This window comes from Aquimarina besae, from assembly GCF_042434905.1.
Lineage (GTDB): Bacteria > Bacteroidota > Bacteroidia > Flavobacteriales > Flavobacteriaceae > Aquimarina.
Genome location: NZ_CP170199.1, coordinates 2546194 through 2561609 on the forward strand (window position 1 = coordinate 2546194; position 15416 = coordinate 2561609).

General features: G+C 33.4%; 18 protein-coding genes. 2 read left to right on the plus strand and 16 right to left on the minus strand.

From position 1 onward, the window contains the following. Positions 1-36 precede the first annotated feature (36 nt). From ACE94K_RS11115 to ACE94K_RS11130, 4 genes are all read right to left on the minus strand, one after another. Positions 37-531, minus strand: coding sequence for a hypothetical protein (locus tag ACE94K_RS11115; protein WP_378184128.1), 495 nt, complete (start codon positions 529-531; stop codon positions 37-39). A gap of 176 nt (positions 532-707) precedes the next feature. After that, complete coding sequence (locus ACE94K_RS11120) at positions 708-1316, minus strand: aspartyl/asparaginyl beta-hydroxylase domain-containing protein (RefSeq protein ID WP_378184130.1); 609 nt, start codon at positions 1314-1316, stop codon at positions 708-710. A gap of 572 nt (positions 1317-1888) precedes the next feature. Further along, positions 1889-2263: an endonuclease domain-containing protein gene (locus ACE94K_RS11125; protein ID WP_378184132.1), complete on the minus strand. Its 375-nt coding sequence runs from the start codon at positions 2261-2263 to the stop codon at positions 1889-1891. 147 nt (positions 2264-2410) lie between these two features. Next, a complete protein-coding gene (locus ACE94K_RS11130; protein ID WP_378184263.1) occupies positions 2411-2647 on the minus strand; it encodes a LytTR family transcriptional regulator DNA-binding domain-containing protein in 237 nt (78 codons plus the stop codon). A gap of 314 nt (positions 2648-2961) precedes the next feature. Here ACE94K_RS11130 and ACE94K_RS11135 point away from each other — a divergent pair, with 314 nt between their 5' ends. Continuing rightward, positions 2962-3153: a hypothetical protein gene (locus ACE94K_RS11135; protein ID WP_378184134.1), complete on the plus strand. Its 192-nt coding sequence runs from the start codon at positions 2962-2964 to the stop codon at positions 3151-3153. A gap of 176 nt (positions 3154-3329) precedes the next feature. On the opposite strand, the gene ACE94K_RS11140 is transcribed toward ACE94K_RS11135, so the two are convergent. The 6 genes from ACE94K_RS11140 to ACE94K_RS11165 form a co-directional block, all read right to left on the minus strand. Continuing rightward, positions 3330-3554, minus strand: a complete 225-nt coding sequence (locus ACE94K_RS11140) for a hypothetical protein (protein WP_378184136.1) — start codon at positions 3552-3554, stop codon at positions 3330-3332. A 133-nt stretch (positions 3555-3687) separates the two neighbouring features. Next, the gene (locus tag ACE94K_RS11145) at positions 3688-5001 is read right to left on the minus strand and encodes a S41 family peptidase (RefSeq protein WP_378184138.1); all 1314 of its coding nucleotides are present in this window, start codon (positions 4999-5001) and stop codon (positions 3688-3690) included. Between the two features lie 98 nt (positions 5002-5099). Then, entirely contained in the window at positions 5100-6125 is a 1026-nt protein-coding gene (locus ACE94K_RS11150; RefSeq protein ID WP_378184140.1) for a helix-turn-helix domain-containing protein, read from the minus strand. 119 nt (positions 6126-6244) lie between these two features. Then, entirely contained in the window at positions 6245-6652 is a 408-nt protein-coding gene (locus ACE94K_RS11155; RefSeq protein WP_378184142.1) for a DUF6326 family protein, read from the minus strand. Positions 6653-6729: 77 nt separating this feature from the next. Then, positions 6730-7251 (minus strand): GNAT family N-acetyltransferase, encoded by a 522-nt coding sequence (locus ACE94K_RS11160; RefSeq protein WP_378184144.1) that lies wholly within the window; start codon positions 7249-7251, stop codon positions 6730-6732. 256 nt (positions 7252-7507) lie between these two features. Next, positions 7508-7867 (minus strand): hypothetical protein, encoded by a 360-nt coding sequence (locus ACE94K_RS11165; RefSeq protein ID WP_378184146.1) that lies wholly within the window; start codon positions 7865-7867, stop codon positions 7508-7510. Positions 7868-8289: 422 nt separating this feature from the next. Here ACE94K_RS11165 and ACE94K_RS11170 point away from each other — a divergent pair, with 422 nt between their 5' ends. Next, a complete protein-coding gene (locus ACE94K_RS11170) occupies positions 8290-9432 on the plus strand; it encodes a N(5)-(carboxyethyl)ornithine synthase (protein WP_378184148.1) in 1143 nt (380 codons plus the stop codon). Between the two features lie 85 nt (positions 9433-9517). On the opposite strand, the gene ACE94K_RS11175 is transcribed toward ACE94K_RS11170, so the two are convergent. The 6 genes from ACE94K_RS11175 to ACE94K_RS11200 form a co-directional block, all read right to left on the minus strand. Continuing rightward, positions 9518-11239, minus strand: coding sequence for a DUF2326 domain-containing protein (locus tag ACE94K_RS11175; protein ID WP_378184150.1), 1722 nt, complete (start codon positions 11237-11239; stop codon positions 9518-9520). Further along, positions 11230-11454, minus strand: a complete 225-nt coding sequence (locus ACE94K_RS11180) for an ABC-three component system middle component 6 (RefSeq protein ID WP_378184152.1) — start codon at positions 11452-11454, stop codon at positions 11230-11232. The genes ACE94K_RS11175 and ACE94K_RS11180 overlap by 10 nt, the downstream gene beginning before the upstream one ends. Next, a complete protein-coding gene (locus ACE94K_RS11185) occupies positions 11441-12409 on the minus strand; it encodes an ABC-three component system protein (RefSeq protein WP_378184154.1) in 969 nt (322 codons plus the stop codon). The genes ACE94K_RS11180 and ACE94K_RS11185 overlap by 14 nt, the downstream gene beginning before the upstream one ends. Before the next feature lie 413 nt (positions 12410-12822). Next, positions 12823-13434 carry a macro domain-containing protein gene (locus tag ACE94K_RS11190; protein ID WP_378184156.1) on the minus strand — a complete coding sequence of 204 codons (612 nt, stop codon included), beginning with the start codon at positions 13432-13434 and terminating at the stop codon, positions 12823-12825. Between the two features lie 216 nt (positions 13435-13650). Next, positions 13651-14130, minus strand: a complete 480-nt coding sequence (locus ACE94K_RS11195; RefSeq protein WP_378184158.1) for a hypothetical protein — start codon at positions 14128-14130, stop codon at positions 13651-13653. 443 nt (positions 14131-14573) lie between these two features. Beyond that, entirely contained in the window at positions 14574-15269 is a 696-nt protein-coding gene (locus ACE94K_RS11200; protein WP_378184160.1) for a hypothetical protein, read from the minus strand. Between the last annotated feature and the right edge of the window lie 147 nt (positions 15270-15416).

Consider the following 15416-nt stretch of genomic DNA (forward strand, 5'->3'; position numbering starts at 1 on the left):
TGCCTCGAATAATAGGATGTGTTTTTATTTTATCCATTATGACTTTTCGGCGTCATAGTTTATGGATTCCACCTTTCCATCATTAAAATGAATGGTAATGGATGCATTTCTATCAGGTGGATCTACGGCAATTAAAGTTCCGTTAGGTAATTTAATCTGAAAATCTAATATTTCTTTTGATTCTTGTTTCGGTCGTAATTTCGAAATAATCCATTTGGCAGAATTTGAGATTGCATCGTCAACCAATTTTTCAGCTAACTTTTCTCCAACATATTTGAGTCCCGGCACGATAGCATAATTAAAAACAGCTGTTCCTACGATTCCTAAAACCAATTCAACAAATTCGTGCGGTTCTGTGTCTTTGGTTTGTCCCCAATCCTTGACAATTATTTGATCTTCATTCTCAAATACATCGATCAAGGCATCTTTTCTTCTGTTGTGTAATGCCAGTTCCGTTTCTGAATCGTTATGATCTGTTACTAACTCGTGATCAAACCTTCGAAAAACCCCAATTGCTAATTTGTGTTCCATAATTTTTGTTTTAAATTTTATTAAAAAGTAATAATCCACTTTACATCAAACGATGTTTAGTGGTAGTTCGCTGATTATATTTTCAGCATCAATTATGGGGATGATTATATTATATTCTTGTGGGAACCTGAATCAATTTTAGGATGAGGCATACGTTCTTAAGCATCATAAAATGCTTATGTAAGATTTAGTGATTGAGCATCACTTTCTATAATTGTCGTTCGCACCCAATCATTTGGGATCATGTCAATAGTGAAATTAACACGTTCTGTATTCCCTAGATTATCAATCTTATGGGGATCTGTTAATCTTAGATACCAGCATTCTCCGGGTAACATAGAAACTGGAGTATTGTTGAGGTAAAATATGACATCATCACTGTAAGTAATAGGAATGGTTAACCGAATCACAGATCGTTCTATTTCTAATCCCAATGTTGGATCTGTATGTTCTTTTACAATGGCTCCAGGTGCCAAACGTAATAAACGCACTAATGTCACTTTTGTATGTGCTCTAAAAAAATCTACCACACTGGTAAGATAAGGAGATTGCTGTAATGCCTTGGTGTCTAACCAATCGGTCCAAGAGCCATCGGCATAATCATCTGCTGGCGGAGGAAATGGTAGCGATGTATCTACTTGATGTGCAGGTGCTCGTAATGGTATGACATCATAATACTCAAAATGCTCCGGTGTAAAAGCTTTGAACTCCTCTAACATCTTTTTAGCATCAAAAGTAAAGGGTAATTTAATTCGATCGCTGGTTGGTATGGTTGCTACAGACATTTTGATGTTTTGTAATTAAATAATTGGAGTAAAGCTCTAAGATAATTAATTATTGGGTACCCAGACCAGGGGATTTTACCTGAATTTTACTTCATAATGAAGTGCCAAGGTAAAAAGTAAGAATATGAGATCTCTTGGGGTTTTGGTAGGTGTGGGGTAATTGAACCCTCCGAATTCCGATAAAATCGGAATCCACCTCCCTTTTTTAAAAAGGGAGGAGTTTTTAAGGAGTGTGCGATGTTTTTCGCAAGACTGTTTTTAAGGTGTGTCGGAATAAATGGTAAAAATTATATTCCTGGTAAAACAACTTCATTTTTTAGTAATTAGAGGAGTTTTAAGGAGTGTTTCATGTTTTTCGCGAGATAGTTTTGAATTTGTATTTTGTTTAATGGTAAAGATTGGGAGGGATATAAAATCCAGCTTCATTTAATAAAAATGAGGAGTTTTTAAGGAGTTGTTGATGTTTTTCATGAGGTAGTTTTTAAGATCCCTGTTGAAAAAGCACCCCTCTTTTTTAAAGAGGGAAATATTCAGCTGTTTGCTGAATCAGGGGAGTTATAATCACCGCAATTTTATTTTGATTCTTTAAAATGATCAGATATTTCATTTAAAACAGATTGTAAATGATCAAAAACCATTTTGTTTTCGAATCTAATTACAGTAAAACCTAATTCATTAAGTCTTTTGGTACGTTTCTGATCTTTTTCCTGAGCTTGAGGTGTATTATGAATCTCTCCATCTAATTCAATAACTAGCTTTTCTGAAGCACAATAAAAATCCACGATGTAATATTCAATACTATGCTGCCTTTGAAACCGTCTTCCTTCAAGTTTCCTGGCTTTTAAATATTTCCAAAGAAAAGCTTCTGCCGGAGTGCCATCAGTTCTAAGTTTCCTCCTATATTCCTGTAATTCCTTTCTGGTATGAATTCGTTTTTTATTCGCCATAACTGAGTTTATAAACTACTTACCAATTTAAAAGCACCCCTCTTTACCAAAGAGGGGAATGAATTCCGCTTTGCTGAATCAGGGGAGTTCAGTTCACCCCCGCTATAGGATAGTGTCAAAATAGTAAAGAATGTTACCAGTAAAAAATCACTTCACTTCCAAACGCTCCATCAGTTTTACTTTATAAGATTGTCCAATCGAAAGTTTAGTGTTCTCAATGGTAATAGAATGTGTATCAAAAGCCAAAACTTGATCCAGATTGATAATGGTAGATTTATGAATTTGTACAAAACGATCTCCTAACTCTTGTAAAGCTTCTTTGATAGATTGTCGTACCAGAAAGACATTTGTATCTTTAGTAATTAATATCCAAATGATACTAATAAGGAAACTGTAGTTTCATTCACTTTTTTACATTTTCCAATCCAATTCCGGAATATTTTTTTTCGAATTCTGTTTTCATAAGCAAACGATTAGAGTTTGTTATTTCAAAATATAATTCTTAATCTTTATACGCTATTTTGATAGCAATAAAGGCGGAAGACTGCATAGCATATGAAGTCCTTGCTTAACAGCATTTTTTATAAATGGAATCAATGAAGTAGGTACAATGCTAGGATTTTGGTTAGGGGTATCTACGGCGAAAGCAATCCTTGTTTGAACGTAGGATGGAATCTTCTTTTTTAAATTCCTTTCCTATGGAAAAGCATTTGAAAATCTTTAAAAACCTTCGTAAAAAGTTAGCAGAAGGCGAAGTTGCCGAAATCAGAGTAACCAAAGAAGACGAAGTACTTTTAAATGTAAAAACCAAAAAAGGCTCACACCCAATACGATTTAATACCATAGTATCTTCTGATGGAATACTAAAGATTGACGGAATAGAGATGTAAGCAAAGTCTGTTCGGATAACAAATTAAGTTGCTTCTCGTGAGAAAGAGAAGCAACTTACTTGTATTAGCTATTTCTTGATTAATTTATTATGTAAGTCCAAGTTTTTACTTGTCAATGTAGAATTAAGAGTCAAAATTTTAAAGTCCAGAATCTATACTATTTTCTTTTAGCTCTTCTAGAAAGTCAAAATATTTCCCCATTTCAAAAGAAACATTGTTATAGCTGTTAATCCAATACTATACAATATAGCAGCTTGCCAATAGGATAATCTCGTTGGCCAATGTTTCCACATCTTTGTACCATATCCTTTTTTGGCGTAGCCACTAGTCAGCACCCAAAAAAGGAAAGTGAATAGTAAGAAAATCAGTATAGTGATTAATAGTAACCATTTTTTTTCCATTTGTTAAACTTTTAGTTTTGTTCTTCATTGTTGTCAACAACAATATAAAAACTAATATAATCATATCCGTAATGCGTTACGAACAAATGGCTATAAAAATTACTTAGCACTATTAAGGAAATAATTGGATATTTTATTCTTCCATCAGTTCCAAGGCTTTTTCTAAAACCACATCCTTGTCTGATAAATAATCCTCAATGGATTGTTCAATTTTAATATCCGGAGTTATGGTAGCCTTTGTGTTTTTCTCTTGCACATCAGTTACAAAAACATTTCTAGCTACAGAATAGTGAAAATCTGTATGTGTTAATTGAAACTGTTTTTGATTGGCAGTACAAAACTGGTTTGAACCCAACGTTTCTCCTATAAACACAACTCTTCTTTTATCTTTGTAAACAGACGCCAAATGCCCCACGGTAGAGTTTCCTAAACCATTCATCACAAAAGCGATCTTACCATTAAAATTATTTTCAAAAGGTTGCTGCATGCCTCTTCTGTCATCATCGGTTCCATCCTCTACAAAATACTTAAAAGGTTTCTGTAAGGTATGTTTTAAAAGATGAATACTTGCAGCTCCCGGCCCTCCCAAATTTCCTCTAACATCAATAATAAGATTTGTATATCCTTTGTCTTTGATTTCTTTAAAAGAATCATCTAAGAAATCTGTAAACACCTCCGTTTTTCTCCCGTAATATGCAAAGTTGCGTAGGGTTAATAAAGCGGTCTCTTTGTTGGCTTCTGTTAAACAGAAATCTTTCTGACAGGGATGTTTTTTACTAAATAATGGCGCATCAGGTGGTTTGTTTTCTAAAGATTTTAAGACAATGGTATCATCAGAACCGGCTACTTTTATGGTGTAAGTCTCAGGGAAATCCAGTGCATACGCCAAATACGAAGTATTATAACCATTAAATAATTCTTTTTTTGAACTTTTAATGGATGCCTGTGAGTTTATATGTGCATAAATGGTATCCATAATTTCGGCTATAGACTTACCATTAATTTGTGTTATTTCATCCCCTACATTTACTGTATCCTCGTTTATCAAATTATCGACAACATATAGTTTTTGATCAATGAATCGGGTTAATAGCGGAAAATATTCTTTGGGTGTAAGCAAGGCACGTTGCTGATTAAAAAAACCTAACGAAGTATGACCACAACCAACCGTAGCGATGAGCTCGCTTAGTATCCAAATAAAATCTTTTTTGGAGGTAGAATTATTAATTTGACTTCTTAGCTGTATAACTTTTTTATCAAAATTTTCTTTAGAAGTAAATTCATATAAAGTAGGATGCTCTGTAGTCAAGGTAGCTACAAGTTCATCGTAGTCTGCTATATAATGCTTAGCCTGTCTGTTTAATGATTCGTTTGTTGTTTCTTTTTCTTTACAGGAAGAAAAACAGAAAATAAATAAAAGTAAAATACTAAAAAGATTGAATTTCATTTTTGATTGATTTTTTTGAACATTTACAAATCTATTGAAACCCAAAAAAGAAGAACCATTTGGTGTGCTTTTTCATGTTCTGATTTATAAAAAAGAACTCATTGTTGCTCTTTAAATTTAGCAGGTGTAGTGTTAGTTGCCTTTTTAAAAGCCTTATAAAAAGCTGATTTAGAATTGAAACCGGATTGATTACCTATCGCTTCTATAGTATACAAAGAATTTTTAGTAATTAAATGCTTGGCTTCTTCAATTCTATATTCATTAATAAAATCAGTAAAGTTTTTGTTCAAATTATCATTAATCAACTTAGATAACTCGTGTGCAGAAATATCTAGTTTTTTGGCTACTTCAGATAGCTTCAAATCTGGATTTATAAACCATTTTTCATCCTGCATATATTGATGTAGTTGACGAATAAGAAGGTCGTTTTTTTCAGAATGTGTAGAGGTGTTATTTGATTTTACTCTTTTAAAAACCTTCGAAACCATTTTCTTTTTGATAAGAAAAAACAAAAAGAAGCCATAGAATAGGATGGAATAAATAATCGAACCGCTGACAAAATATTCAAAAGGGATGAACGCATAGCTGCTCCATATAATGACAGTAGCAACGGTTAGTGACAAAAGCCATTTGATTTGTAGAGCACTAGCTCCACTATTTTTAGAACTTACTTTTAAATATATTACGGAAAGTATAATAAAAGCTAACCACTGAAAATTAATAATAGGTAATACAACAACTTTGTTAAGCTCATTATAGGTGCTGAAGGGGATAAAAATCAAAAGTAAAACTATTGCGGAGAACCAAGAAGCTATATGATATTTCCAATGTTTTACCCAAAATGAATTTGGTCTGATCAGACTTATGACATAGGAAAAGAACAAAGGACCAATCAATAAGAAAAAACCGGGGCCGGATTGCAAGAACCAAATCGGCTCCTCTGTAGAAAAAGCATAAAACAACGACTTGAGTATGCGTAAACTTACTACGAGTAAAAATAATCCAAATAATTTGCTGCTTAGTGTAGCAAAGGTTTTGTTAAAAAGTATATACACCGAAATAATAAAACTGTTGAACACACCAATAGCACCAAAGAAAAATAATATTTGAGTTACATAATTCACCGTTTCAAATATAAAATTTTCTTTGTGATGAAGAGTTTTGCTTCTTACAGGATTATGATTTTTGGCAAAAGTTATTATACTAAGTCAAAAACTACTTTGAACCTTTTTTTATGCATAGATTAGATATGTTCTTTTGGCCATTTCCATGCTTGCCATACAATATATATGGTAACTAGGGCTTCTAAAAAAGCATAGAACACATAAAAACTGTACCAGGGATAAAGAGAAGTACTACCCACCAACACCACAACAAGTGTAAACAAACTACCAAACAGTATATTTAATATCCTGCTAATGGCTGGTTTTAAAAAAATATTGAATGCGATCATAAATGCAGGTATAGCCAATACGACGGCAGCCACAAATAATTTAACAGGACTATCGAGTACATCAGTAACATTCATCAGTTTCTCTACTTTGGAAGGAGTGTATAATTCAAAGTAATCGCCGTAGATGTATAGGAACATTAAAGTGATCCATAATGTTGCCATTTTAATTTTGATATTCACTGGTGGGTTTTCTAACATGGTTGTCGTTTTAATAGAAAGATGATGGTATCTCTATCTATATAGACGTATTATGCTTAGAAAAGGTTGCCTCACCCCTAATTTTGTTTCTCTATTTTATATACCAGCATCTCTTTGGTATCATTGGGGAGTTTGGTGGTTCCGGATAGGTGTAATCCCAGTTTTTCTAAAAGGCGTTGAGACGCGATATTGTCTTTTGTTGTAATTGCTTGAATTAAATTCATTCCAAAATCAGTAAATGCAGCATTTTTGATGGTTTTTGCAGCTTCATACGCTAGCCCTTGTTTTTCATATTCCGGGAGAAAAGCAAATCCTATATCAATACCTTCTAATCCTTCTCGATCATATAACCCACAGGTGCCCACCTTTTGTTGATCTTTTTTGGTTATCAATGTATAATTACCATATCCAAGTTTGGTAAGTTGCGGAGTCATTTTGGATTGAATATAGGCTGCAGCATCTTCCACAGATTTAATATTTCGATCTCCGATATATTGTAGCCATTTCTCAGTGTTCATCAATTCAAAGATAAACGCCGCATCATCCTGGTTGGTGGGTCTTACGTACAATCGATCGGTTTCAAAGGTTTTGTAGGTCATTTATTTTTCTTTCAGATATTACAATTGCTTATTGGAACGAAGATAGGGATATCTAACCTATTGAACATTTAGTTTTTTAGTCAAAATCCGTCCATCCGAGTGTTTCGACCGAAGGAAGAAATATATACTCCAAAGGCGCACAGGTCGAGAATAGGATTTTGAACCTCGAAAAGCAGAGATCTTCCTCAAAACCTACCTTGTCAGTCAGATAGGTCGGGGGACTTTGCGGAGAACGTGGAAAACTTCAATTGAAATATTAAAAAGGAGCGTTTTCATTAACTTTTAACAATAACCATTTCACATCATCTTCACGGATCTCATTACTATCTGTAAATTTAATACGCTTGGCGTGTTTACCCTTACCGCTAAACTTCAGTCTTTCGTGATCAATTTCTTTTATATGATGTACATATAACATACACGATTCGTTGCTGCCTTCCTGGATTCCGCATAAGACATTGTTTTTACCATTTCTGGTATACAGCACAAGTTTTACTTTTGCACCTCCCAGGATATTTTCTTCAATACCATCCAGATGGGATTCGATAATTTTTTTGAGCTGAATACCCATTTCTCTGGCTTTCGAACTTTTAAATATTTGATTGAAATCGTCCATTTCGAGTATCTGATTAGGGATGAATATGTGTATGATATATACCTACTAAGATAATTATATTTCTAAAATGTGTGGTGCAATCCTCAAAGTTGGAGACGTTGTGGAATAGAGATATTTATATCCTGATACCAGAAAATTTAGGAGTTACCAACTCCGTAACGTAGAGATACTATCCATATTACCCGTTAAATACGATTAATTGGCGTAACTTGGAGCATACAATTATTTATTCATTCGTATTGATAATACTCACTAATTCCTAGTGAACAAAAAGGCTCACTTTTCGTAACCTTTTTAATTATTGACACCTCTGTGGTCAAATTCATGCCTGATCGCCGGCAAATAATTCTATTTAGTAGCCTTATAACAGTGCCTGACTCATTTCATTAGTGATGTTTGGTTTCAATTAAAAAGAAAATCATATGATATTATCAAAAATAGGAGTGATCGGAACGTCAAAAAAAGAGGATGAAAGACGTGTTCCTATTCATCCGGAACATTTAAAAAGACTTCCTGAAGATGTCCGTAAAAAACTTATATTCGAAAAAGGATACGGTAAACCATTTAATATTGAAGACGAAGAAATCGCCAAACAATCTGGAGGGATCGCTACACGATCCGAGATCTTGTCGGACATCGGATCCGTGATCATTGCCAAACCGGTACTATCAGATTTACAAGAACTGAAAACGGGAGGAGTACTTTGGGGATATCCTCATTGCGCTCAGCAAATGCAGATCACACAAACCGCTATTGATAGAAAATTAACCTTAATAGCCTTTGAAGATATGTTTGTTTGGAGCCCGAATGGCAGAATCGGCAGACATACCTTTTATAAAAATAACGAGATGGCAGGGTATGCTGCGGTAATACACGCATTGCAACTTAAAGGGATCGACGGACATTATGGCAACCAAAGAAAGGTGATTATTTTTAGTTTTGGAGCGGTGAGCAGAGGAGCGATTTATGCACTAAAAGCACACGGATTTCGGGATATCACCATTTGTATTCAAAGACCGGATCACGAAGTCAGAGAGGAAATATTAGATGTAAATTATGTGCGCATTACCAAAGGAGAAGCTAACGAACCTAGATTAAAAGTTGTAGAACACGACGGATCAGAGCGACCACTGATCGATTTGATCAGCGAATCAGAGATCATTGTAAACGGTACGTATCAGGATACTGATGATCCGATCGATTTTGTGATCGAAGAAGAAAAATCCAGACTAAAACCGGGCGCACTAATTATAGATGTTAGTTGCGACGAGGGTATGGGCTTTTATTTTGCAACGCCTACTACGTTTAAAAAACCAATACTATCCATAGATCATATTGATTATTATGCGGTAGATCACACCCCAAGTTATTTTTGGGAAAGTGCCTCCAGAGCGATTTCTGCAGCATTAATCGTGCACTTAGCGGCGGTAATTGCCGGGCCACAAAACTGGAAGCATCATGCAACTATTAAAAATGCGATTAATATCGATAAAGGGGTCGTAGTAAAAGAAGCGATTCTAAGGTTTCAGAATCGCGAAACGAACTATCCGCATCAGGTGATGTAAAATAATGTGGTTTGGGGATGTAAGCGGGTATCTGAAGGATTAAGTATTACACAAAGTTGGGGAATTTTTGTACAGTGTAGTGTTTTTAATTATTTTCAATTCGGAAGAGTTTGTTCTCTTGTGAGAGTTCTAATATAAAATTTTCTGGATAGTTTAATTCTAAAGGCAACTTGTCTTTTAATATTGATGCAACAAATTGAATATTACTTTCATTCACGAACTGAGCTATTTTAACTAATTGATTGTCATGCATCAGCTCTTTTTTATCATTCAAAAGAAAATCCATACTTGGCATTCCTTCATTTCTCGCAAAAAGAATATAAGCGATATCGAAACAAGAAATCTCTCCTTGTTTTTTACCTGAACTAAAATTTGTGTTGAAAGCGGAAAATTTATATAGACGTTGTCCTTTTCTATTAGTTATTTTATCGTACTTTAATGCATATTTCTCATCATATAGGTATTCAGATACTGATGAAAAGTATTTATTGAATTTGTTTAATTGAGTTTTTACTTTTTCTTCGAATTCATCAGAAAATAATTCCTCATCAATTTCTTTCAGTTGATTGTTATAAGAGTTCAGATTGTCTTCAACCTCTTGCAGTTGTTGGATTGTATTTTCATATTCTCCTTTTATTCTGTATTTCTCGGTTAATTCGCCAATCAAAAGTTCTAATTCTTCAAATGAATCACTTTTAGCTATAGTTATAGATAGTTTTGATTCCTGGTCCAATAACGTGTCAAGTTCTTTATTTTTTTGTTCAAGTTTGTTCTCTAAATTAGGCAATTCATTATTGATAAACTTTGCTTTCTCAGTCAGCATTTGATTATGATAGTTTACCATATTTTCAAACGATTTTTGTAATTCCCCTAATATGTCTGTAGCTTGATTATAAATTTGTTCTAGTTGTGGAAGGTCTATTTCTGACTTATTTGCTTCTAAATCATTTTTCGCTTCAATTATTAATTCCTTTCTGATATTTATTTTACTTATCTCGGAACTCAATTTGTTGATTTTATATTTGATTTGATTTAACTTATTCAAATCAGAATCAAAATTTTCGTTTAAGTTTAGTTTGGATTTTTTATTATTTAATTCCTCAATTTCGTTTTCGATAAGCGAGAGTGTAGTTTCGTATGCTGATTTAGTTTGAGATTTCTCTAAGCGCTTTTTAAAGCTGTCTTCTTGTCTTATCTGTTGAATTATCTCTTGCTTTTGATTTCCTTCATTAAACTCACAACCTAGTAAATACAGATATAATGTTTCATATTCAGCATCAGAAGTAAATTTATCCAATGTTTTCAAGGTGTTATTGATGCTTAAATCCTTGTAGCGAATATTATGTGAAATGATTTGTCGAAAACTTGGTTTCTCTGCAACTAAATTTGGAAAGAATAATTCTTTTAGCACATCTTCGAATTCTTCATCTGTATATTGTTTACCATTTATTCTTCTTACAACTGTTTTTCTTGAACTAAGGAAATTACGCTCTATTATCACATCATTTTCTTCCTTTGAATTTAATGATTCTGATAAAGTAAGTACTACTAAAACTTCATTGTCTATTAGAAAGTTTTTTACTAAATTATATACTTCTTTTGGGTTTTCTGGGTCTTGCCATACATTATTTTTGTTAGCTCCGAAACAGAAGTCAATTAGTTTTAGTACGGTTGTTTTTCCGATGTTATTGCCGGTAATACTTTCTTCACTTTCATCTACAATTAAATTTATTCCATTGCGGAATGGAATCTCACGAATTATAGAGGAATTCTTGGTGTTTATTATTTGAAGTGATTTTAAGAACATAATTTTACTTCTCCTTGATTTATTTCAGCTACATTAATTATATAAAGCCAATCTAGACATAAAATATAAACTGGAAATGATATTTTTTTGTTTTTAGTTACCTTTTGATACAAATCAAGCATATCTAGTTCACCAAACTCTTGTAAAGTTCTTAAAACTAGTGAAGCATTAAAATATATGCTATTTTCTGGATGAATATTATCAGGTAATAACATATGTATAATCTTTAGGATTTTCGAAAATTTTACATCTGATAAATGCATCAACAACTAAAATGTCGATACACAATTCAATTTCATCAATAGGAATGTTATTTAGATTATTGCTAATTAGAACTTTATTTTTAATGTTTTCTATAGTGTTAAAAAAAATATCATCCTTGTTATCTATTTTTTTTAGTTTTCTATATTCTTTTTTTATTGAATTTAAGACTGAGTTACTTTTATTTGCACCTAATAAATCAAATTCTGTATACTTTTCATCTACTTTTTTATAATAGATACAAAATTCTTCAATTACTTCTTTTGCTTCATCAAGTTCATTAAACTGAATTTTTCTTTCTATTTCGAAACTATTAGAATTGTCGTCAAAATGTGAATCATCCCATTTTTCAAGGGACAAGATATTTATTATAGTTGCTAAATTACTATCTAATTTTACTACATCAATTTCTCCTCCTAATTCATTTCTAATAAATTCATAAAATACTCTTTGACTTTCTATTGGTTTTATGAGGATATGATTTAAAATCGTCTTTATATCGAAGATATCATTCTTAGGGTCGAAAATTACTGAATGAGGGTTTGAAAATGTTTTAGTTTTTAAATCTTTTGCATCTACTGAAATTGAAATAAACTTGAACCTATAAGCCTCGAATTTTTTGAATATATCCTTAGCTAAAGTAGATTCAATTTTTTTTTTAGTACTAGTAGAGGATACTTGGAAAATTATTTTGTTTTTATGATCTATCAAATCTATAGCTTCAACATTTTGAGTATTGCTATTTAAATTATTTAGCTCATAACCATATAATAAATTAAAAAAATGAAGATAGAAATTCTCTGAATGTAAGTGAAGATTAAGAATGTTTAATTTTCCCTTTGTTTGAATTCGATAAGCAAGGATATTAATTTTTTCTTCAATGTATTCAAAATATTTGTTTCTATTCATTCAGTTTTAAGTTTAGTCAAAGATAATTATTAATTTATCCTATCATTAAATCTTGGCTTCTGTTTTTCCGTTTTAGTTATAAAAATTGTAGAGTGTCATCAGATCAACTATATCTCCAACATCTCCTCCACAAACCTACAACACACCCACAAACCTTCCTTGTGGAAAACCACAATGATGTTGTTATTTTTCTATTTGATAAAAGGGGTGTTTTACTGGGGTAGGATTCTAAACTACATAATTATTCCCTCAATAAAAAATAGCCATCGTGCTCCCGATTGTGGGAATTTTTACCTTGCAAACACTAAAATCCTTGTGGGTATTGATATAATCTTGTAAGAATTGGGTAGGGAAATTTTATAAAAAAGTTTTTGGCAGTGTCTGTAATCTGGTAGATTTATCCTTTATCTATGTTATATTTCACCAATAATTTCCTGATGTCTATTATTCAGATTCTTCCAATTCATATTAGTAGTTGGGTTCATAAAGTTTTTGTACGCAATAAACATTTGCCTGGCAGCTTCTTTAGCAGGCATCCTTCCGGTAGCAGTTCCCATTCCGGGGCAAAGTACTTTTTCGATTCGAATTTCATGATTTTTATTATAGTTTGCTACAGCAATCAGCATTGCAAAAAAAGCGCTGTAAACATTATCTGTTTGCGAAATATCACTTGGTACTCGCATTGTTGGGGTATGCGCCAAAAAAGGATGATATTCGTTCTCGGTATGCACTATGATGGATGTACCGATAGGTTGTTCACCATAGAATTCTTTTTGAATTCTTTTTTGCACATTATACTGTAGTTTCATCCCAAAGTAATTACGGATAGCTAAATCAATACCACCATCCATTAAACCAAAAGAATTTGCCGGACTTACTAAGCAGTCGAAATCCTTTACGAATTCAAATTTGCCGTGAACAACTTGGATCTTGGAAAAATCTTTAAATAATTGTTCCCATTCATTACATAATTCTTGTTGAAGGTCAATTAATGTGATTTGGAAAAGTTTAGGAGAAGTAGACATTTTTATTACTTATTTTTAAATTCTATAGGTTGTGCTTTTATTTAGTAATATCACAATCAATTATTATTCTTAACCTGTCGGCATTAGCGCAGTCGTGCTGGTTTGTTTCGGAATTCCTTTATTGTAAATATTAAGCAGATTCAAAGAGCCTGAATCAGGTTCAGGTTGATGTCATAATTCATTAAAGATGTCGGATATTCAAAATTTATTCACCTCTCAACGAATCCGTTGCTTTTTAGCTTTTTTCCTGATATCCTGTTTCATTTCATCTGTCAAAATAATTTCAATATCATTTACGGCTCGTTTATTAGTATGACCGTTTAGAAAACTATATACGGTTAATATGATCCCAAAACCAATCAACCAAATAAATATAATTTTTTTAAACCTTTTTATTCCAAGCTTCTCTATTGACTTCGTAAAATAATCAACTTGAATTTCTTTTGTTACATCATTATAGTGCTGTAAACCATTATTTATTATTTCTACCTGTTCATACCCAGATGTCGTCAAAAAAAAAATAGATGGGTCATCTTCAATCTCGATATAATCAAATTCGATTAGTTCAGAAATGATTGTTTCAGGCTGTGGATGAGGATTACCAAATGTATCTATGAACTTTAATTTGTGCATTGATTGTCCATTGGATTCATAAATCAACTTTAAATTAATGATATGTTCTTCTGATAAATTCATTTTAGTATATTAAAAATAAAAATTCTTTAAGACTTCTAATATAATCTTATCTCTCCAATTTCTAATATAGATCTCTAATAATTCTAATACCGTACACTATATATATTTATATATACAAACAAGCATTTTACCATTCCGCGCGATAGCTGTATCCTCCATCGCGGTTGTTTCGTGTAGTATTGTATATACTAGATCGATCATCGGTAATCGCAGGCCATCCCTTTTATAATTTTATATATGCGCTTTCTTATTTTATCGACCATCGGCAGGGTAGGGTGCTTCCCGACAGGTGCTTGATGCCTCCGCGGCCTGTTATCATCGATCATCGGTAGTATAGGAGTATTTCTTGTAGGGGTATAAGAAATCCGCGCAGCTTTGTACTCGTTCAGCGTACCGCTGATCGGATACAAGCACACGCGGATCCGGCATGGCATTGCTAAACGTTACTTATACCGACTGATATATCCTTTATAGCGTTCGGTATCTTTACGGAACACATATTTACCCGTTGCTCGAATTTCGTCCATCGCTTCTTTAAGATGGGTAAAAGCGCGGTCGCGCATATCTTTGGCTTTGGTATTATCCAGACTGGCACCATTGGCTTTGGCACGCAGGTCTGCCAGTTCATTGGCTCTAACGGCTACGGTATCCAGTTGGGCAAGATCAAAATTAATAGCGGTAAGTTCTGTGGTGTTGGCTTTACCCAGCACACTAAGGTCGCTGAGGTCCTGGATCATATCGGCATCTCCGCTGCCGTCGGCAATGGCGCGTACACGAGATAATAAGTCTTCTCTTTTGCGATAAGCAAATCTAAAATCTGCTAAGAGGTCATTGCGCAGGGCATAGGCACCGGGTGATACCTGGTTCCATTCTTTGGCTGCTTCTTCTTGTGTGTAGCGTTCGCTCATCCACACAGACTGCGCGTGCCTGGAGGCTCCGGTGCGGATCGGCAGATCGGCTGCATAGGTGTCCCAATCCAATCCTTTGGCTACTAATGCTTCCTGATCCTGTTGCATCCATACAAACAGGTCTTCGGCTTCCTGAAAATATACATCGGCAGGGATGGTAGGTGCTTTTACGGTTTCTGGCGTGATTGCTTCTAAGACGGCTACTTTTGCGTCATACTGTTCTTTTGACATAGTTTTTAATTTTAAAATTATGGCAGTAGGAATACTGCTTCTCTAGATATTGTGTCAAAAGAAACTCAAATGTTACCTGTAGAAACTCTATTTTTTTAAAACGTTGTTCTGACGATGGTAATGATTATGATCATAAATGAACTTTTT